Source organism: Streptomyces sp. NPDC104096 (genome assembly GCF_055584385.1).
On record NZ_JBVJMD010000013.1, the window covers coordinates 1 to 20249 of the forward strand.

Below are 20249 nucleotides of genomic sequence, written 5' to 3' on the forward strand. Positions count from 1 at the left end.
TATCAACATATCTGGCGTTGATTTTTGGCACGCTGTTGAGTTCTCAAGGAACGGACGCTTCCTTCGTACTCACCCTCTCGGGCTTTCCTCCGGGCGCTTCCCTTCGATGTCCCCAACTCTATCAGCGTTTTCCCGTCTCCCTGACCACCGTCCCGCAGGCATGCGGAAGGGGATCCCGAGATAGGATCTGACAAGTTGGGTTCTGCCTGGCGAGGGCACCTCGTGGCGCCGCTCATCCCCAAGCAGGAGTACGACTGTACCCGGGCCCACGAGGCGGTGCAAATCCAAACGGGATGTGGTCTAGACCACCATTGGTACGTATCGTGCGGAACCGGCACTTCATATGACATAACCTGCTGCCGAGTGGGCCGACCCGCACAGGCAGTGACGGCCCGTATGCATCTCCACCGCCGGGAGGCTCCTTATGACCACCGTGACGTCCCCTGTAGAAGGACGCGCCATCGGACTGGCGGCTGTGCCGGATCCGGTCTTCTCCGGAGCCATGGTCGGCCCGGGAACCGCTGTCGACCCCGTGCGTGAGCCTTCGGTGGCCGTCGCTCCGGTGAGCGGCGTCATCGTCTCCCTCCACCCGCACGCGTTCGTCGTCGTCGACGAGAGCGGTCACGGTGTCCTCACCCATCTCGGGATCGACACCGTGCAGCTCAACGGGGAGGGCTTCGAGCTGCTCGTCAACAAGGGGGACACCGTGGTGTGCGGGCAGGCCGTCATCCGCTGGGACCCTGCCGCCGTCGAGGCCGCCGGCAAGTCCGCGGTGTGCCCGATCGTGGCGCTGGAGGCGACGGCGGAGGCTCTTTCCGAACTCCGCGAGGACGGTGACGTGAAGGCCGGCGACAGCCTCTTCGTCTGGAACTGAGGTCAGCGCCGTCCCGCGACGGCGAGTCGGACAACCACCGCGGCGGTGGAACCCGCCGCACAAGCCGGAGAGGGTGACATGGAGACAACTCTGCGAGGCGTCGGCGTGAGCCACGGAGTCGCGATCGGCGAGGTTCGGCACATGGGAACGGCGGTCCTGGAACCGCCGGCCAAGCAGATCGGGCCGGACGAGGCGGAGCGGGAGCAGGGCCGTGCCCGCCAGGCCGTCGAGGCGGTGGCCGCGGACCTGTTGGCGCGCGGCAACCTGGCCGGTGGCGAAGCCCAGGCCGTACTGGAGGCCCAGGCCATGATGGCCCACGACCCCGAGCTGATGGCGGACGTGGACCGGCGTATCGCCGTCGGCAGCACCGCGGAGCGAGCCGTGTACGACGCCTTCGCCTCCTACCGCGAGCTGCTGGCGAACGCGGGTGAGTACCTCGCCGGTCGCGTGGCCGACCTCGACGACGTGCGGAACCGTATCGTCGCCCGGCTGCTCGGCGTGCCCATGCCGGGTGTGCCGGACAGCGACGAGCCGTACGTCCTGGTCGCGCGTGACCTCGCCCCGGCCGACACGGCCCTGCTCGACCCGACCCTGGTGCTCGGCTTCGTCACCGAGGAGGGCGGGCCGACCAGCCACAGCGCGATCCTGGCTCGGGCACTCGGCGTGCCGGCCGTGGTGGCGCTGCCCGGTGCCGGTGAGCTCGCCGAGGGGACGCCCATCGCCGTCGACGGCAGCACCGGTGAGATCTTCGTCCGCCCGAGCGAGGAGAAGACGACGCAGCTCCGGGCCGCGGCCGCCGAGCGCAAGGCCGCGCTGGCGGCCTCGACCGGGCCGGGCGCCACCGCCGACGGGCACAAGATCCCGCTGCTGGCGAACGTCGGAGGCCCTTCCGACGTGCCTGCCGCCGTCGCGGCCGGGGCGGAGGGTGTCGGTCTGTTCCGCACCGAGTTCCTCTTCCTCGACGACAGCAAGAAGGCGCCGTCCGAGGAGAAGCAGATCGAGGCCTACCGTCAGGTCCTCGAGGCGTTTCCCGAGGGTCGGGTCGTCGTCCGCGTCCTGGACGCCGGCGCGGACAAGCCGCTCGACTTCCTGACCCCGGCCGACGAGCCGAACCCGGCGCTCGGTGTGCGCGGGCTGCGGACGCTGCTGGACCACCCCGACGTGCTGCACACCCAGCTCACCGCGCTGGCGAAGGCGGCCGACGGACTGCCGGTCTACCTCGAGGTGATGGCCCCGATGGTGGCGGATCGCGCCGACGCGAAGGCGTTCGCCGACGCGTGTCGGGAGGCGGGACTGCAGGCGAAGTTCGGCGCGATGGTGGAGATTCCGTCGGCCGCTCTGCGGGCGCGCTCGATTCTTCAGGAGGTCGAGTTCCTGTCGCTGGGCACGAACGACCTCGCGCAGTACACCTTCGCGGCGGACCGGCAGGTGGGCGCGGTGTCCCGTCTCCAGGATCCTTGGCAGCCCGCGCTGCTCGACCTGGTCGCGCTGTCCGCGGATGCGGCGAAGGCCGAGGGCAAGAGCTGTGGTGTCTGCGGTGAGGCCGCGTCGGACCCGCTGCTCGCCTGTGTGCTGACGGGACTGGGTGTCACCTCTCTTTCCATGGGGGCGGCGTCGCTTCCTTATGTCCGGGCAGCGCTGGCGAAGCACACGCTGGCGCAGTGCGAGCGGGCCGCCGCCGCGGCGCGGGCCGCGGACAGTGCCGCGGAAGCACGTGAGGCGGCTCGGACGGTGCTGTCCGGCGAGTAGCCGGACCGTGCCGGCCGTCGGCTGTTCGTGAGGGGCGCTCCACCGCCGGGTGGGGCGCCCCTCCTTGTTCAGTGGTGGTGCCCCGGGCTCGACCCGTCCAGTCCGAGGTCGGGCGGTTCGCAGTAGTCGACGTCGGACTCCGGGGAGATCAGGTCCCCGTTCTCCACGTCGGTGCAGTAGGCGTCGAAGACCTCGCCCGCGGTGAGGGGTACCAGGTCCTCGCCGCGCAGGCGCCATCCGTAGATCCGGTCGGACTTGCCGGGTGCGCTGGTCCTCATGACGATGCCGCCGGGGCTCCGGGTGCCGATGCCGAGTGCCAGGACCGTGGTGAACTCGAGCGCTTCGGCCTCGTCCAGTGGTGTGTCCCCCTCGATGTCGTCGTCCGCGTGGAGGACGGCGACGAGTGCCTCGGGTGTGGTGGAGACGCTGCATACGAGGTGTCGGTCGCCGGGCGGGGCGGTGTCGAGGATGCGGGCCACGAGATGCCAGGCGCGGGCGAAGGCGGCGCGGCCGATGTCCTCGCCGCAGGATGCGCAGGCGCCGAGGCGGGCGAGGAGGGTCGTCGCGTACTCCCAGGTGGCCTGTCGGACGGCCTCGTCGACGAGGGCGGGCACGAGGTCGCTGAGCGGGCCGCCGTCGTAGGGGACGGTGGGGCCGGTGGCAGCGAGCTCGGCGGTGAAGCGGGTGCGGCTGGCGGGGTCGTCGGGGTCGAGGTCGGCGGCCGCGCAGTACTCGGCGTACTCCTGCGGGTCGAAGAGCGCGACCGTGGTGTGGCTGCCCTGCGTCGCCCGGTTCTTGAGGAGCGTCTCCACCTGTTCGAGGTAGGTCGCGTGATCGTCGAACGCGAAGCTGCGGTAGCGGAGCATGGCGCGGAAGTCGTGTTCGTCGGTCAGCAGGCCGATGGTGCCGGCGATTTCGCGGCCCAGAACCCGTCGCATGGTCCGGGCGTCGGTGAGTGCCATGTTTCCCCCTGTGCACGGTCGATCAATTCTCACTCACAGTAATCGTCACCGCTGACAATGGGGTTCGATGGGCCGCTCACGGACCACACCTTGCTGAAATACGCAGGTCAAAGCGATGAAGTCGGCGCAGGGGGCCCAGCCTGCCGGTCCCGCGACGACGGCGGTGGTGACGTTCGGTGGGCGGCCGGCCTCGGACCTCGCCGTCGTACTCGGCGGGTCCGGGCCGGCTGCGGAGGATGGCCGACTCCTCCCGGAGGAGGGTCAGGCGCGCTTGCGGGCGAGGTCCTCGTAGAAGTGGAGCAGTTCGAGGTTGTCGATGGAGCCGGGGTTGACCGCCTTCTCCAGCGCGGTGCCTTGGAGCAGTCGCTTGACGGGGACCTCGATGCGCTTTCCGGTCAGGGTGTGCGGGATGCCCGGCACCTCGATGACCTCGTCGGGGACATGGCGGGGTGAGAGCTGTTCCCGGATGGTCCGCTTGATGCGGTCCAGCAGGGCGTCGTCGAGGACCGCTCCCGGGGCCAGGTGCACGAAGAGGGGCATCCAGTAGCCGCCGTCGGGCTGTTCGATGCCGATGACGAGGGATTCCTTGATCTCGGGGAGGCGTTCGACGGCTTCGTAGATGTCGGCGGAGCCCATCCGGACGCCCTGGCGGTTGAGGGTGGAGTCGGAGCGTCCGTGGATGACGACGGAGCCGCGTGCGGTGACCGTGATCCAGTCGCCGTGGCGCCACACACCGGGGTAGGTGTCGAAGTAGCTGTCGTGGTAGCGGCTGCCGTCCGGGTCGTTCCAGAAGCGGACGGGCATCGAGGGCATGGGGTTGGTGACCACGAGTTCGCCGACCTCCTCGACGACGGGCCGGCCGTCGGGGTCCCAGGACTGGAGGTCGGTGCCCAGGCCGGGGGCCTGGAGTTCCCCGATGTACACGGGGAGGGTGGGGACGGCTCCCGCGAAGCAGGAGCAGACGTCCGTGCCGCCGCTGACGGAGGCGATCCAGAGGTCGTCGCCCACCTCGTCGTGCAGCCACCGGAACCCGTCGGGCGGCAGGGGCGAACCGGTGGTGGCGACGCACCGCACCCGGGAGAGGTCGAAGTCGCGCGAGGGATGGACCCCCGCCTTGCGGCACGCCATGACGTACGCGGCCGAGGTGCCGTAGAGGGTGGCCCCGGTGCGTTCGGCCACCCGCCACTGGGCGCCGGTGTCGGGGTAGCCGGGGCTGCCGTCGTAGAGGACGACCGTGGTGCCGGTGAGCAGGCCGGAGACGAGGAAGTTCCACATCATCCAGCCGGTCGAGGTGTACCAGAAGAAACGGTCCTCGGGGCCGAGGTCGCAGTGCAGGCCGAGCTGCTTGAGGTGCTCGACCAGGATGCCGCCCTGGGACTGGACGATGGCCTTGGGCAGGCCTGTCGTGCCGGAGGAGTACAGCACCCACAGCGGGTGCTCGAAGGGCACCTGTTCGAAGACGGGCTCCACGTCCGCGGCGGTCAGCGCCGACCATTCGAGTGCGCCTTCGGGGGCCTCGGTGCCCAGGAGGGGGATGTGGACGACGGCGCGCAGGGTGGGCAGTTCGCGGCGCAGTTCGGCGACGGTCTCGCGGCGGTCGTGCTCCTTGCCGCCGTAGCGGTAGCCGTCGACGGTGAACAGGACGACGGGTTCGACCTGCTGGAAGCGGTCGAGGACGCTGCGGGCGCCGAAGTCGGGAGCGCAGGAGGTCCAGACGCCGCCCACGGCCGCGGTCGCCAGGAGGGCCACGACGGCCTGCGGGATGTTCGGGAGGTAGCCGCTGACGCGGTCTCCGGGGCGTACGCCGAGCGCGCGCAGTTCGGCGGCCAGGGAGCCGACCTGGCGGCGCAGTTCGGTCCAGGTCACCGGGCGCGGGTCATGGGTCTCGTCGACGTGCAGGAGGGCCGGTTCGTCCGGGCGGGTGGCGGCGGCGCGCAGCGCGTGTTCGGCGTAGTTCAGCGTCGCGCCGGGGAACCACTCGGCGCCCGGCATCGACCGGTCGCCCAGCACGCGCGTGCAGGGCGTGGAGAACCGTACGTCGAACCACTCCGTGACGGCCTTCCAGAAGGTGTCCAGCTCGTCGACCGACCAGCGGTGCAGCGCCGGGTAGCCGCCCCCGGCCGGGGCTCCGTGCCGTTCGGCCGCCCAGGCCTGGAACCTGGTGACCTGTGCCTTGGTACTACGCTCCGGATCGGGCTGCCAGAGCGGCTGGGGGTTCTCGGTCGACATGGGGCGGCTCCCGGACTGTGCGCGTGGTGTGCGTCGGTCGCGCACGGGCTGGGGTGTGCGCGTGACGCGGCTGACACGGACGATGCCATGTGATCGACATCCGCACCAGGGCGAGTCCCACATAGTCCGCGTCATGAAGATGTGGTGCCAGCCAGGGTGAACGGAAGTTGAACGCCACGCATTCGCGGTGCAGTCAATGGCAGGGTGAGCAGCATGGACGGTCGTGACCTGGTGCGTTCGATGATGGCGGTCGGCTCCGCGGGGGCGGCCCGGAGGTTGCGTACCATGCGCGCCGCGTGGCGCAGGAGGCGTGTGGATGCCGTCGGTCTGCCGCCACGGGGCGCGGAACGGGCCCGGGTGCCCGGTCCGGTGCAGAGCGCCGAGCCGGGTCCGGGCGGGGGCACGCTGCGGTTCAGCCGCTCCGAGCTGCGGATCCTCGTCGCCATGAACGGGGCGGTGTTCTGGGGGTGGGACGGGGCCGGTCCCGAGCCGTCGTACGCGTTGTCGGGGCGCTGTCCGCGGCCCGATCCGCGGGCGGTGCTGGAGCCGGACAAGGACGGTGGCTGGCGGGTCGTGGCGGAGCGGGTGACGATCGCGGTCTCGCGGCACGGCGCGGTCGAGGTGCGCACCCCGGGAGGTGTGACGCTGCGTCGTGACCTGCCGCCGCGTTGGTGGGAGCCCGTCGCCGGTGGGCAGGCCCGTTGGATGCAGCGATCGGAGGTGGCCGCGGACGCGCGGTTCTTCGGGCTGGGAGGGCGGGCTTCCGGCCCCCGGCTGCGGAACGGGACGTACCGCCTGTGGAACACCGGCCCCGATCGACCCTTCGCGGCCGGCGACGACCCGCTGCACGTCACCATGCCGGTGCAGCTCGTCGTGGCCGACGCGGCCACTCATCTGGTGTTCCACGACACCTCGTGGGACGGCACGGTGGCTCTGCGGGAGGGTGAGGAGGGCGCCGGTTCCGGGCACGACCGGCCCGGCAGATGCGAACTGCGGATGGACGGCGGCCCGCTGCGCTGCTGGGTGATGGTGGGCACCCCCGCGCGCGTGCTGCTCGCCTGGGCCTCGCTCACCGGTGCGCCCGCGCTGCCGCCGGCCTGGGCACTGGGGCACCAGCACGTGCGCCAGGGGGTCGGCGGTGAGCAGGAGGTTCGGCGCATCGTCGCGGGCCACCAGGAGCACGGTCTGCCGCTCGACGCCGTCCACCTCGGCGTCGAGCACTGCGACGAGCAGCAGGTGTTCACGGTCGACCGCGACCGCTTTCCCGGACTGCCGGGGCTCGCCAAGGAGCTGCGCCGGGACGGGATCCGTCTGGTGTCGATCGTCGACCCGGCGGTCAGGGCCACCGCGGGGAATCCGGTGCACGACGGCGGGGACGCCCTGAACGCCTTCGTCCGGGACGCCGCCGGGGAGTTCGTCCAGGGGGTCGCGCGGCCGGGGGAGGCGGTGTACCCGGACTTCACGCACGCGCGCGTACGCAAGTGGTGGGGTGGTCTGTACGCGGAGCGGCTGGCGCAGGGCTTCTCGGGGTTCTGGCACGACATGGACGAGCCGACCTCGTTCACCGCGTTCGGGGAGTCGACCCTGCCGCGGTCGGCCCGGCACTCGCTCGACGGGCGGGGCGGCGACCATCGCGAGGCGCACAACGTCTACGCGCTGTGCATGGCCCGGGCCGCGCACGAGGGGTTGCGGGAACTGGCGCCCCAGGAGCGTCCGTTCGTCCTCTCCCGGTCCGGGTGGGCGGGCATGCAGCGGTACGGGGGCACGTCGTCCGGGGCCGTGGCGGCCGGCTGGCCCGGGCTGCGGGTGTCGCTGTCGCTGGTCATGGGGCTGGGGCTGTGCGGGGTGCCGTACTCGGGGCCGGACGTGGGCGGCTTCGGCGGGACTCCGTCACCCGAGCTGTATGTGCGCTGGCTCCAGCTGGGCTCGTATCTGCCGCTGTTGCGCACCCGGGCGAGCCTGCGCGCGGGGCACGGGGAGCCGTGGGAGTTCGGCACGGACACACTGGAGCACGCGCGCGTGGCGCTCGCGGGGCGGCGGCGGCTGCTGCCGTACTTCATGACGCTGGCGCATCTGGCCAGACGCACGGGTGCGCCGTACGTACGCCCGCTTTGGTGGAGCACTCCCGGGGACCGGATGCTGCGTGACTGCGGGGACGCGTTCCTGCTGGGCGACTGTCTGCTGGTGGCACCGGTGCTCGATCCGGGTGCCAACCGGCGTGCGGTGCAGCTGCCGCGCGGTCTCTGGTACGACACGGCGACGGAACAGCCGTACGAGGGACCCGGTCAGGTGCTGGTGGACGCCCCCCTGTCGCGGATACCGGTGTTCGCGCGCGCGGGTGCGGTGATTCCCGTGCGGGGCGAGGACGACCGCCTGGAGCTGGAGGTGTGGGCACCGGCCCCGGACCGCACGGGAGGCGGCCTGGTGGTCCGGGACGGGGGCGACGGCTGGGACGAGGCGGAGCCGGAGCGCTACACGACCCGCTGGGAGGACCGGCGCGTGGTCGTCGAGCGGGACGGCGGGCGTGAACCGTCCTACCCGGTGCGCGTACGGGGACTCGCCGGGCGCGGGGTTCAGGCGTAACGGCCCTCGAAGAACGCCCGCACGGCCAGGGTGTGCAGCGGGAAGGCGAGTTCCTCGGGCCGGCGCAGCAGGTGCCAGCCCTCGGTCTCGTCCGTGGCCGCCGACGCGGGGAGCCGGTCCGCCGGGCGTTCGGGAAGGAGTCCGAACAGCAGCAGGTGGCCGTCCGGGGAGCTCATCGCGTCGGCGAGCCGGACCTCGCGGCTCGGGGCGTCGATCCCGGTCTCCTCCATGAGCTCGCGCACGACGGCGTGCCGCCAGTCCTCGCGGTCGTCGATGTAGCCGCCCGGCAACGCGGTGCCCCCGCGCGCGGGGGTGATGGTCCGGGTGATGACGACCAGCGCGGTGCCCGACGTGTCGTACACGGGCTGGAGCGCGACCGCCACGGGAAGCGGGTTGCGGTAGGTCACGCCGCCGCAGGCGGGACAGGTGCGGGGCCAGTCGGAGACGCCCTCTCCGTAAGGCGCTCCACAGCTCGAACAGTGGGCACCGGGCGCGGAGTTGGGCGCGGAATGTGGATTTTCGGACACGCGGCGGACTGTATCCGATGACGGGGAGGGCGTCGCCCCTGGCCGTTCAGCGACGTCCGGCGAGGGACCTCGCGGAGACGGGGAAGTCGAAGTAGGTGTCCGGGTAGGGCTCGGGCTTGAAGGTGTAGTGCCACCATTCCTCGGCGAGGTTCACGAAGCCGAGGCCTTCCAGGGTGCCCTTGAGCAGCAGCCTGTTCGCGCGCTGCTCGCCCTGGACGCGCGGGTCGAGGGTGTGGGCCAGGGTGTCGAAGCAGTCGAACCCGGTACCCATGTCGACGGAGTTGTCGGGGAAGCGTTCGCTCCTGGGCGCGTGGCAGGACACCAGGGGCTCGCCCGGGACGTAGGGCCGGGTCGGCGCGGCCGGGAGCCTGACGATCGTGAGGTCCGTCGTCGAGCCGCGGCTGTGACCGGACTTCTCGGCGATGTAGCCGTCCTCGAACAGTCGGGTCTTGTCCACGTCGGGGTAGAACTCGCTCTTCATCCGCTGGTCGTCGAGGTTCTCGGCCCAGCGCACGAAGTGGTCGACGGCGCGCTGCGGCCGGTAGCAGTCGTAGACCTTCAGGCTGTAGCCCTGGCGCAGCAGGCGGGTCTGGGCCCGGTGGAGGGCTTCGGCGGCGGGGCGGGTGAGGAGGCACAGGGGCTGCTCGTAGCCGTCGACGCGCGCGCCGACGAAGTTGTGCGGGGTGATGTAGCGCATCTCCTGGATGATCGTGGGGTCGACGGTTCTCAGGGCCACGAAGTCGGTCGGTGCCTCGGGGGCGGTCCCCGCCCGCACGGTCGCGGAGGCGGCGGTCACGGAGGCGGCGGTCACGGCCAGCAGGGCGGCGAGCGCGGTGATCAGAGCGCGTAAGGCGCCGGAAAGTCGCGTCATGCCTCATGCGTCTATCAAGAACAGGTCGGGCGGGGGAAGCGGTCGTGTGCGGTCCTGCCCAATTCCGGTGACCCGTGGCACACTCCTGACGTACCGTCAGATCTGCTGTCGAGGAGGTGCCGTGGCGCGCACCCGCACACCGGTGGTCGCCGGATGGTTCGCCGGCGGTCCGGGGGACTTCAGACTCCTGGGCACCCGCTGCTCCGTCTGCGCCTGTGTCTTCTTCCCGCGCGAGGACACCCACTGCCGCAATCCAGGCTGCCCGGGTGGCGAGTTGACGGAGGTGCCGTTGTCGCGGCGCGGGCGGGTCTGGTCGTACACGGACAGCAGGTACCGGCCACCGTCACCCTACGTGACCGATCCGGAACTTCCGTGGGAGCCGTACGCGTTGATCGCTGTGGAGCTGGAGTCCGAGCGGATCGTGGTGCTGGGTCAGGCGGCTCCAGGGGTCACCGTCGCCGATCTGACGGTGGGCATGGAGGTGGAGGTCGTCCCCGGCGTGCTGCACGAGGACCCGGAGACGACCTGGACGACCTGGCACTGGCGGCCGACGGGGGTGTGAGGGCATGACGGACGACGTGGCGGTGCTCGGCGCGGGGATGCACCCGTGGGGCAAGTGGGGTCGCGGCTTCGTGGAGTACGGGGTGGTGGCGGCCCGCGCGGCCCTCGCCGACGCGGGGCTGGACTGGCGGGACGTCGGCTCGACCGTGGGCGCGGACACGGTCCGCGGTGGCTATCCGGGGTATGTGGCGGGGGCGACCTTCGCCAAGGCGCTGGGCTGGCAGGGGGCCCGGGTGACCAGCGTGTACGCGGCCTGCGCGTCCGGTGCCCAGGCCGTGGGCACCGCGCGGGCACAGATCCTCGCGGGCCTGGCGGACGTCGTGCTCGTGGTGGGGGCGGACGCCGCGCCCAAGGGGTTCTTCCGGCCAGCGGACGGGGACCGGCCCGACGATCCCGACTGGCTGCGTTTCCGGGTGCTCGGGGCGACGAATCCGATGTACTTCGGGCTGTTCGCGCGCCGGCGCATGGCCGTGCACGGAGACACGCCGGAAGACTTCGCGCAGGTCAAGGTGAAGAACGCGGCGATGGGGTCGCTGAATCCGTACGCGCGCTACCGCTCGCGGGTCACCGCGGAGGAGGTCGCCGCCTCCGCGGTGGTCGCCGATCCGCTGCGGCTGCTCGACATCTGCGCGACCTCGGACGGCGGGGCGGCACTGGTGCTGTCCAGCATGGAGTTCGCGCGCCGCAACTCGTCGCCCGAACCGGTGCGGATCCGCGCGGTCTCCACGGTGACACCGCGGTATCCGCACACCGTCCTGGACCTTCCGGACATCGCCACGGACTCGGCGGCCGTGGTGACGCCCGCCGCCGAGCCGTTCCGCGCGTCGATCGCGCGGTCCGCCTACGAAGAGGCGGGCGTCGGTCCCGAGGACCTGTCCCTCGCCGAGGTCTACGACCTCTCCACCGCCCTGGAGTTGCAGTGGTACGAGGATCTGGGGCTGTGCGCCGGGGGCGAGGGCGCGAAACTGCTGCGCGAGGGCGCGACGGGGCCGGGCGGGCGCATACCCGTGAACGCGAGCGGAGGGCTGGCCTCCTTCGGGGAGGCGGTTCCGGCCCAGGCGATCGCTCAGGTGTGCGAGCTGACCTGGCAGTTGAGGGGCACCGCGGGGGAACGCCAGGTCCCGGGCGCTCGCGTGGGGATCAGCACCAACCAGGGGTTGTTCGGGCACGGGTCGGCGGTCGTCGCCGTCCGCTGAGCGCAGGACGGACGGCCGCGGCGACCGGGAAGCGAACCCGGGCGCGCACCCCGGTTCTCCCACTCTGTGTGATCACCTCGGAATGCTGCGTGAACGTCTCATGAACTGGGCTTGGGTGTACGCCGGTAGCGCCATCATGCTTCCCGTGCACTCCTGGGCGGATACTCTCCGTTTCGCGTTCCAACCGGTGATCAACCTCTCGACCGGCGGGGTCGCGGGGCTGGAGATCCTTGCCCGCCCCGAGACCGGCGACATCCTGGCCGAGGCCCGGCGCAACCCCGAGGTCGACGGCAGGCTGGCGGTGCTGGCGATCCGGGCGGCGGCTCGCAGGGAGGCGCTGCTGCCGCTGCACGTGAACGTGTTCGCGGGCACGCTGGCCGACCTCGGCGGACTCACCACGCTGCACAGCGCGGTGCGGCAGGCCGGGCGGATGCCCTGGGAGGTGACGGTCGATGTCGGACCGCCCTTCACCCATGTGCCGCAGACCGCGTTCCTGGAGGCGGTGCACACGCTGCGCGGGCAGGGCTTCCGGATCAGCGCGGACGGGGTCGGGGACGGGGACGTACCCCTGCGCCTGCTCACGGACATGGCGCCCGACCTGGTGAAACTGGACGCGTCACTGCTGGCGCGGCCGGCCGCGGTACGAGCGATGCGCACCCTGTGCGACGGACTCGGAGCGCTGGTGTGCGTCGAGGCCGTGGAGACCGAACTCCAGTGTGCCGCCGCGCTCTCGGCCGGTGCGCAGCTGGCGCAGGGCGAGCTGTTCGCAGCGCCGTCCCGGTTGCCCGCGGTGGACGTATACGTTCCGCCGCGCTCCCCCGATGCCGTGCCCCATCCACGCTCGGGACTGTCGATCCGGGAGTTCGTGCGCCCGGCCGCGCTGCTGCCCGTGACCGCGTCCGCCGCACAGGTACGGCAGCTGCTGACCGGGGCGCCGGAGGTGTCCGGGGTGCTGCTCGTGGACCGGGCCGGGGTGCCCGTCCGGTCCGTGCACCGCTCCAGGTTCCTGCTGTCGATGTCGGGGCGGTACGGGCACGCGCTCTACGCCGATCGGCCCGCGGTGAAGCTGGGCGACGCGCCCCGCACCGTCGGCATCGACGCCACCGCCTGGGAGGTGCTCGACGTGGTGGCGGTGGGCGGTCGCGGGCGGACCTCGGACGATGTGGCGGTGGTCGACCACGACGGCCGGTGCGTGGGCGTCGTACGGCTCGCGGACCTCGTCCGGGCGCTGGCCGAGTCCCGGATCGAGGAGGCGGCCGGGCTCAATCCGCTGACGCGGCTGCCGGGCTCCGACACGATCACCGGTGAGGTCGACCGGCGGATCGCGGCCGGCCGGACGTTCGCGCTGAGTTGGCTGGACGTGGACCACTTCAAGCAGGTCAACGACGGGGCCGGGTTCGCGGCCGGCGACGAGCTGATCCGGTCGGTGGCCCGCGTGCTCCAACGGGCCGCGTCCGCAGGCGCCCGGGTGGGGCACATCGGCGGGGACGACTTCCTGGTGCTCGCCGATCCGGAGGGCCTGGAGCCGCTGGCCGGTGCCGTGCTGGACGCGCCCTGGTCCGCGGGCGGCCGTCCCGTCACGCTCTCCCTCGCCACGGTCGTGTGCACACCCGGCAGCGTGACGGACCACCGGCAGGCCGCCGCCTGGCTGGCGCCGTTGAAGAAGACCGCGAAGGCGTTGCAGGGCGCCAGCTGGGTCCTGGGGCACGCGGGCCTGTCCGGGTACGAGGTCCTGCGCGGCTCGGGGGCGGCCCCCGCCGGAACCCGGTGGGCGGTGGCCGAGCCCGGAACGGGGTGAGCGGGACGGGGCGCCTGGGCGGGCACCGGGTCTCACGGGACGGGCGGATCCCGGCGGGGCGGCGGATCCCGGCGGGGCGGCGGATCCCGGCGGGACGACTGCTCACCCGGTGCCGGACGCCGGGGCGGCCTGTCCTGCCGGTCCTGGGGCGATCTGCCGGGCGGATGCAGGGGTGTGCTGTCCGGCCGGTCAAGGACCGGCGTGTCGGGCGGATCCAGGAGGGCGGCGGGTCAGAGGCCGGTCCGCGGTCGGTCCGCGGTCGGTCCGCCGCCGATCGGAGGCGCGGGAGACGCGGGAGGCGCGGGAGGCGCGGGAGGCGCGGGGCGGCGCATCCGGGTCGGTGCGGGCCCATGGCGTCCGGCCTGGGGCGGGACGCGCCGGACGGGCCCCCGAGCCCGGCCCGGGGTAGCCTGACACTGAAGGCCGCTCCGACACTGACGAGCTCACCGGACGGCCGCGGTGCGGGCCGCACGCTCCGGCACGTCGGGCGCAACCGTTGCTGTCGGTGCGCTTGACGCTCCTCGGGTGCCGGTGAAAACTTCCCGGTGTCAGTCGACATCGCCGTACATTCTCGGCGGATTCCGGCACTGCGCCGCGCGGGCCCCTGGGCCGAGGGCCGCTCCCCCGTGGGCGGTTCGGCTGCGACGGCACGCTCGTCACGGACGCCGGGCGGGGTGCGGGACTCCCTGCCCCGGCAGAAGTGACCGAGAGAACCGCACGCTGCACGGAGCAGCCGGGGCCGACCCCGGGCCCGGCCTAGGAGCCGCCATGAGCAGTGGAGACACAGTCGTCGGCGAGATCACCGGTGCCGCGTTCCTCGTCCTGTCCGGCGCCGGCGCCCGCGCGGCCGTCACCCTGCCCATGGCCGGTATCGGCCTCTCGCCCGGCGGACCGACCGGCTGCGCCGTCGACCCGGCCGGCGACCTCGGCCGGCGTACCGTGCACACTTTCCCGCCGATCCCGGACAAGGGCACCTCCGACCGGGCGGACGTCCGGGTCCTGGTCGCCGGTCCGTCGTCCGGCGGGGTACTGGCGGGCCTCCTCCGCACCGCAGCCTTCTGAACCCGAGCCCAAGGGATAGCCATGACGGACAACGCCGAGAAGTACGTGGCCGCGATCGACCAGGGCACCACGTCCAGCCGTTGCATCGTCTTCAACCAGGACGGCGCGGTCGTCGCCGTCGACCAGCGCGAGCACCGCCAGATCTTCCCCAAGCCCGGCTGGGTGGAGCACGACGCCACGGAGATCTGGGCCAGGGTGCAGGCGGTGGTCGCCGGGGCGCTCGCGAACGCCGGCCTGCGGGCCGACCATCTCAGTGGGCTCGGCATCAGCAACCAGCGCGAGACGACGGTCCTGTGGGACCGGGCGACCGGCAAACCGGTGCACAACGCCATCGTGTGGCAGGACACGCGCACCACGGCCCTGTGCAACCAACTGGGCGGCGGGGACGGACAGGACCGCTTCCGCGACCAGACCGGGCTCCCGCTGGCCAGCTACTTCTCCGGCCCCAAGGCCGCCTGGCTGCTCGACAACGTGCCGGGCCTGAGGGACCGCGCCGAGCGCGGCGAGATCGCCTTCGGCACGATCGACTCCTGGCTGATCTGGAACCTGACCGGTGGGACCGACGGCGGGAAGCACGTCACCGACGTCACCAACGCCAGCCGCACCATGTTGATGAACCTGGAAACCCTGCAGTGGGACCCCTCGATCCTGTCCGCGATGAACGTGCCGGAAGCCGTCCTGCCCGAGATCAAGTCGTCCGCCGAGGTGTACGGAACCGCCGTCGGCCAGCTCGCCGGCGTGCCGGTCGCCTCGGCCCTGGGCGATCAGCAGGCGGCCTTGTTCGGCCAGGCCTGCTACGACGTGGGGACGGCGAAGAACACGTACGGCACGGGCAGTTTCCTTCTGCTCAACACCGGAGACCGGCCCGTACCGTCCAAGAGCGGGCTGCTGACGACGATGGGCTACAAGATCGGTACCGCGGCGCCCGTCTACTGTCTGGAGGGCTCCATCGCGATAACGGGTGCTCTGGTGCAGTGGTTCCGCGACCAGCTCGGCATCATCCGGACCTCCGACGAGATCGAGACCCTGGCGGAGTCCGTCGACGACAACGGTGGCGCGTACATCGTGCCCGCGTTCTCGGGTCTGTTCGCGCCGTACTGGCGCTCCGACGCGCGCGGTGTCATCACGGGCCTGACCCGGTACGTCACGAAGGGACATCTCGCGCGAGCGGTGCTGGAGGCGACGAGCTGGCAGACGCGCGAGGTCGTGGACGCCATGTTCCAGGACTCCGGGGTGCAGATCACGACCCTGAAGGTGGACGGCGGCATGACGAAGAACAACCTGCTCATGCAGCACCAGGCGGATGTGCTCGACGTTCCCGTGATCCGGCCCAAGGTCTCCGAGACGACCTGCCTGGGCGCCGCCTACGCGGCCGGGCTGGCCACCGGTGTCTGGAACGACCTCGGTGAACTCAAGGCGCACTGGCAGGAGGACGTCGAGTGGACACCGGGCATGAACCCGTCGGTGCGCGACCACGAGTACCACAACTGGCGCAAGGCGGTGGAGAAGAGCTTCGGCTGGATGGAGGACGACGACGACCACTAGGGCCTGTCGTCCGCATCAGCGGAGACCACTCGGCCCTGTCGTTCGGATCGGACCGCGCGGTCAGGTGGTGACGGCGCGGCGGCGGTCCGCCGCGAGGGCCATCGCGTGCTCGACGACGCCGACGAGGACGGCCTTGACCGACTCGCGATCGCGGGCGTCGCACAGCACGAGCGGCACGTCGTCGTCGAGGTCGAGGGCCTTGCGGACGGCTCCGGCCGGGTAGCGCGCGGCCCCCTGGAAGCAGTTGACGCCGACGAGGAAGGGTATGGAGCGCCGCTCGAAGTAGTCGATGGCGGCGAAGCAGTCCTCCAGGCGCCGGGTGTCGGCGAGGACGACGGCGCCGAGCGCGCCCTCGGAGAGCTCGTCCCACATGAACCAGAAGCGCTCCTGGCCAGGTGTTCCGAACAGGTACAGGACCAGGTCCTCGCGCAGGGTGATGCGTCCGAAGTCCATGGCGACGGTGGTGGTGTGCTTGCCCTCGACGCCGCTGAGGTCGTCGACCGGGCGCCCGGCCTCGGTGAGCAGTTCCTCGGTACGCAGCGGCCTGATCTCGCTGACCGCGCCGACCAGCGTGGTCTTGCCGACGCCGAAGCCGCCGGCCACCAGGATCTTGAGCGTGACGGGCTCGATCAGGTGCTTGCCGCGCTCAGAACGCCCGAGGATCATCGATCTCTTCTCCTGCTGTGTGGGGGTCGGCCGACGGCGGGCCGTAGCCTCCGCCGCCGGGGGTTTCGACGACGAGCACGTCGCCGGGGCGGACGTCCACGGAGTCGCTGCCGCGGAGTCGGACGACGGTGCCGTCCGCGCGTTCCACCCGGTTGGCGCCCAGGGCGCCGGGCGCGCCGCCCGCCATGCCGTACGGCGGCACTCTGCGGTGCTGGGACAGGGTGGAGACGGTCATGGGTTCACCGAACCGGATCCGGCGGACGGCTCCGTCCCCACCGCGCCAGCGTCCGGCGCCACCGCTGCCGGGCCGGACGGCGAACTCCTCCAGCCGGACCGGAAGCCGCCACTCCAGGACCTCGGGATCCGTCAGCCGCGAGTTGGTCATGTGGGTCTGGACGACGCAGGCGCCGGGGAAGCCGTCGCCCGCGCCTGATCCGGAGGCGACGGTCTCGTAGTACTGGTGGCGTTCGTTGCCGAAGGTGACGTTGTTCATGGTGCCGGAGCCCTCCGCCTGGACCCCGAGCGCCGCGTAGAGGGCGCCGGTGATCGCCTGGGAGGTCTCCACATTGCCCGCGACGACGGCGGCCGGCGGCTGCGGGGCGAGCATGGAGCCCGGCGGTACGACGATGTCGAGCGGACGCAGACAGCCGTCGTTGAGCGGGATGTCGTCGTCGACCAGGGTGCGAAAGACGTACAGGACGGCCGCGTCGACCACGGAGAACGGTGCGTTGAAGTTGGTGGCGAGCTGGGCCGAGGTGCCGGTGAAGTCGACGGTCGCCCGGCGGTTGTCGCGGTCCACGCGCACGCGTACGCGGATGACGGCGCCCGAGTCGGTCTCGTAGGCGCACTCGCCGTCGTCCAGGGTGTCGATGACCCGGCGCACCGCTTCCTCGGCGTTGTCCTGTACGTGCCTCATGTAGGCCTGGACGGCGTCGAGGCCGAAGTCCTCGATCATGCGGCCGACCTCCTCCACGCCCCGTTGGTTGGCCGCGATCTGGGCACGGAGGTCGGCGAGGTTGGTCCTCGGGTTGCGCGAGGGGTGCGGGGCCTCGGTGAGCAGGCGGAGGGTCTCCTCCTCCCGGAACCGGCCCCCTTCGGCGAGCAGCCAGTTGTCGAACAGGACGCCCTCCTGCTCGATCGTGCGGCTGTCGGCCGGCATGGAACCCGGGGCGATGCCGCCGATCTCCGCGTGATGGCCGCGGGAGGCGACGTGGAACAGGATCCGGTCACTCTCCGTGCCGTCGGCCGTCCCGGCGCCGAAGACGGGGGTGATCACGGTGACGTCCGGAAGGTGGGTGCCGCCGTGGTACGGGTCGTTGACCGCGTAGGTGTCGCCGGGCCGCATCGTGTCGCGTCGGCGGCGGACGACCTCCTTGACGCTGGTGCCCATCGAGCCCAGGTGGACGGGGATGTGCGGGGCGTTGGCCACCAGGTTCCCGTCCGGGTCGAACAGGGCGCAGGAGAAGTCCAGCCGCTCTTTGATGTTGACGGACTGGGCGGTGGACTCCAGCCGGACGCCCATCTGTTCGGCGATCGACATGAAGAGGTTGTTGAAGACCTCAAGCAGAACCGGGTCGGCTTTCGTGTCGAGGTCGGAACTCTGCGTGACCGTCGCGCGTTCCATGACCAGATGCCCGTCGTGGGTCGTCGCGGCCCGCCAGCCGTCGTCGACGACGGTCGTGGCACCGGCCTCGGCGATGATCGCGGGGCCGGCGACGGTCTCGCCGGGGGGCAGGCTCTCGCGGTGATGCAGGGGTACGTCGCGCCAGACGCCGCCGGTGTGGAGGCGGACGGTCTCCGGCGCGCGGGTGCGGCCTTCGTACGGGGCGAGGGCGGACAGATCAGGGGGGTCGGTGAGGCCGGTGGCTTCGACGGAGAGGGCTTCGACGACGATCGGGCGGTCCAGGACGAAGGAGTACGTGGCGCGATGACGTTCTTCGAAGGCGTGTCTCATGGTGTCGGGCTCGGACAGCTCGACGGTGAGGGTGGTGTCGGTGCCGTCGTAGCGAAGCTGGGCGCGGCGGGTGACCCGGACGCGGTCCTCGGGGACGTCCTCGGCCCGGAGTTCGGCGCGGCCCGCGGCCTCCAGGTCGGCGGCCGTCTTGTGGATCCCGGGCATGGCGGACGCTTCCAGCGGTGCCTCGACGGACTGCTCGCGCATGGCCGTGGTGTCGGCGAGGCCGATGCCGAGCGCGGACAGGACACCGGCCATGGGGGGCACGAGGACCGTGCGGACGCCGAGCGAGTCCGCGACCATGCAGGCGTGCTGGCCGCCCGCGCCGCCGAAGGTGGTGAGGGTGTAGCGGGTGACGTCGTGGCCCTTCTGGACGGAGATCCTTTTCACCGCGTTGGCGATGTTGGCCACGGCGATCCTCAGGTAGCCCTCGGCGACCTGTTCGGGGCTGCGGTCGTCGCCGGTCTGCTCGTGGATCTCGCGTGCGAGGGTGGCGAAACGCCCGCGGACGAGGGCGTCGTCGAGGGGCTGGTCGCCGTCGGGTCCGAACACCCGGGGGAAGTGGGCGGGTTGGATGCGGCCGAGCATGACGTTGGCGTCGGTGACGGCGAGCGGACCGCCGCCGCGGTAGCAGGCCGGGCCGGGGTCGGCGCCCGCCGAGTCCGGCCCCACGCGGTAGCGCGAGCCGTCGAAGTGCAGGACGGAGCCGCCCCCGGCCGCGACCGTGTCGATGTCCAGCATCGGCGCGCGCAGCCGCACCCCGGCGATCTGTGTGGTGAAGACGCGTTCGTACTCCCCCGCGAAGTGCGAGACGTCGGTGGAGGTGCCGCCCATGTCGAAGCCGATGACGCGGTCGAAGCCGGCGAGCTGCGACATGCGGGCCATGCCGACGATGCCGCCGGCGGGGCCGGAGAGGATGGCGTCCTTGCCGCGGAACTGGTGAGCCTCGGCGAGTCCTCCGTTGGACTGCATGAACATCAGTCGTACGCCTTCGAGTTCGCCCGCGACGTGCTCGACGTAGCGGCGCAGCACCGGCGAGAGGTAGGCGTCGACGACGGTGGTGTCGCCGCGCGGGACCAGCTTCATCAGCGGGCTGACCTCGCTGGACAGCGAGATCTGCGGGAAGCCGATGCGGGCGGCCACCGCGCGGACGGCGTGTTCGTGTCCGGGGTGGAGATGACTGTGCATGCAGACCACGGCGACGGCCCGGATGCCGTCGTCGTAGGCCTCCTGGAGGGGACCCGCGAGAGCGTCCGGGTCGGGGGCGCGCAGGACGGTGCCGTCGGCGGCGATGCGCTCGTCGACCTCGACGACCCGCTCGTAGAGCAGCTCGGGCAGTTCGATGCGGCGGGCGAAGATGCGGGGCCGGTTCTGGTAGGCGATGCGCAGGGCGTCGCGGAAGCCGCGGGTGACGACGAGCAGAGTGCGTTCGCCCTTGCGTTCCAGGAGGGCGTTGGTGGCGACCGTCGTCCCCATCCGGACGGCCGCCACGGGGTCCCGGGAGCCTTCGAGGAGGGCGCGCACCCCTGCGACCGCCGCGTCGGCGTAGCGCGAGGGACTGTCCGACAGCAGTTTGTGCGTCAGCAGCCGGCCGTCGGGGCGCCGCGCGACGATGTCGGTGAAGGTACCGCCCCGGTCCACCCAGAACTGCCAGCCTGTCACGTCTTCACCT

The 20249-nt window shown here is 71.8% G+C and carries 14 protein-coding genes; 8 read left to right on the plus strand and 6 right to left on the minus strand.

Annotated features, from left to right (window positions below):
- The first annotated feature begins 424 nt into the window (after positions 1 to 424).
- A complete protein-coding gene (locus tag ACZ60B_RS16155) occupies positions 425 to 874 on the plus strand; it encodes a PTS sugar transporter subunit IIA (RefSeq protein ID WP_152890945.1) in 450 nt (149 codons plus the stop codon).
- 78 nt (positions 875 to 952) lie between these two features.
- Positions 953 to 2623, plus strand: coding sequence for a phosphoenolpyruvate--protein phosphotransferase (gene ptsP, locus ACZ60B_RS16160; protein WP_469387353.1), 1671 nt, complete (start codon positions 953 to 955; stop codon positions 2621 to 2623).
- 68 nt (positions 2624 to 2691) lie between these two features.
- Here ptsP and ACZ60B_RS16165 read toward each other — a convergent pair whose 3' ends face one another.
- Both ACZ60B_RS16165 and ACZ60B_RS16170 read right to left on the minus strand, forming a co-directional pair.
- The gene (locus ACZ60B_RS16165; RefSeq protein WP_469387355.1) at positions 2692 to 3585 is read right to left on the minus strand and encodes a hypothetical protein; all 894 of its coding nucleotides are present in this window, start codon (positions 3583 to 3585) and stop codon (positions 2692 to 2694) included.
- 261 nt (positions 3586 to 3846) lie between these two features.
- Positions 3847 to 5814, minus strand: coding sequence for an acetoacetate--CoA ligase (locus tag ACZ60B_RS16170; protein ID WP_469387357.1), 1968 nt, complete (start codon positions 5812 to 5814; stop codon positions 3847 to 3849).
- A gap of 213 nt (positions 5815 to 6027) precedes the next feature.
- Between ACZ60B_RS16170 and ACZ60B_RS16175 the strand changes: the two genes are divergently transcribed.
- Positions 6028 to 8397: a glycoside hydrolase family 31 protein gene (locus ACZ60B_RS16175; RefSeq protein ID WP_469387359.1), complete on the plus strand. Its 2370-nt coding sequence runs from the start codon at positions 6028 to 6030 to the stop codon at positions 8395 to 8397.
- Here the strand turns inward: ACZ60B_RS16175 and ACZ60B_RS16180 are convergent.
- Positions 8388 to 8924, minus strand: coding sequence for an NUDIX domain-containing protein (locus ACZ60B_RS16180; protein WP_469387361.1), 537 nt, complete (start codon positions 8922 to 8924; stop codon positions 8388 to 8390). The two genes, ACZ60B_RS16175 and ACZ60B_RS16180, sit on opposite strands and share 10 nt — an antisense overlap.
- Before the next feature lie 46 nt (positions 8925 to 8970).
- Entirely contained in the window at positions 8971 to 9795 is an 825-nt protein-coding gene (locus ACZ60B_RS16185; protein WP_469387363.1) for a M15 family metallopeptidase, read from the minus strand.
- 142 nt (positions 9796 to 9937) lie between these two features.
- Between ACZ60B_RS16185 and ACZ60B_RS16190 the strand changes: the two genes are divergently transcribed.
- The 5 genes from ACZ60B_RS16190 to glpK all read left to right on the plus strand — a co-directional run bounded on the left by ACZ60B_RS16190 (position 9938) and on the right by glpK (position 15957).
- A complete protein-coding gene (locus ACZ60B_RS16190) occupies positions 9938 to 10357 on the plus strand; it encodes a Zn-ribbon domain-containing OB-fold protein (protein WP_469387629.1) in 420 nt (139 codons plus the stop codon).
- Between the two features lie 4 nt (positions 10358 to 10361).
- Entirely contained in the window at positions 10362 to 11552 is a 1191-nt protein-coding gene (locus ACZ60B_RS16195; protein WP_469387365.1) for a lipid-transfer protein, read from the plus strand.
- 145 nt (positions 11553 to 11697) lie between these two features.
- Entirely contained in the window at positions 11698 to 13350 is a 1653-nt protein-coding gene (locus tag ACZ60B_RS16200) for an EAL domain-containing protein (RefSeq protein ID WP_469387367.1), read from the plus strand.
- A gap of 768 nt (positions 13351 to 14118) precedes the next feature.
- The gene (locus tag ACZ60B_RS16205; protein WP_469387369.1) at positions 14119 to 14412 is read left to right on the plus strand and encodes a hypothetical protein; all 294 of its coding nucleotides are present in this window, start codon (positions 14119 to 14121) and stop codon (positions 14410 to 14412) included.
- A gap of 21 nt (positions 14413 to 14433) precedes the next feature.
- Positions 14434 to 15957 (plus strand): glycerol kinase GlpK, encoded by a 1524-nt coding sequence (glpK, locus tag ACZ60B_RS16210; protein WP_469387371.1) that lies wholly within the window; start codon positions 14434 to 14436, stop codon positions 15955 to 15957.
- Positions 15958 to 16017: 60 nt separating this feature from the next.
- Here the strand turns inward: glpK and ACZ60B_RS16215 are convergent, their stop codons facing one another.
- Positions 16018 to 16623: a GTP-binding protein gene (locus tag ACZ60B_RS16215; protein WP_469387373.1), complete on the minus strand. Its 606-nt coding sequence runs from the start codon at positions 16621 to 16623 to the stop codon at positions 16018 to 16020.
- A complete protein-coding gene (locus ACZ60B_RS16220; protein WP_469387375.1) occupies positions 16604 to 20239 on the minus strand; it encodes a hydantoinase B/oxoprolinase family protein in 3636 nt (1211 codons plus the stop codon). The genes ACZ60B_RS16215 and ACZ60B_RS16220 overlap by 20 nt, the downstream gene beginning before the upstream one ends.
- Between the last annotated feature and the right edge of the window lie 10 nt (positions 20240 to 20249).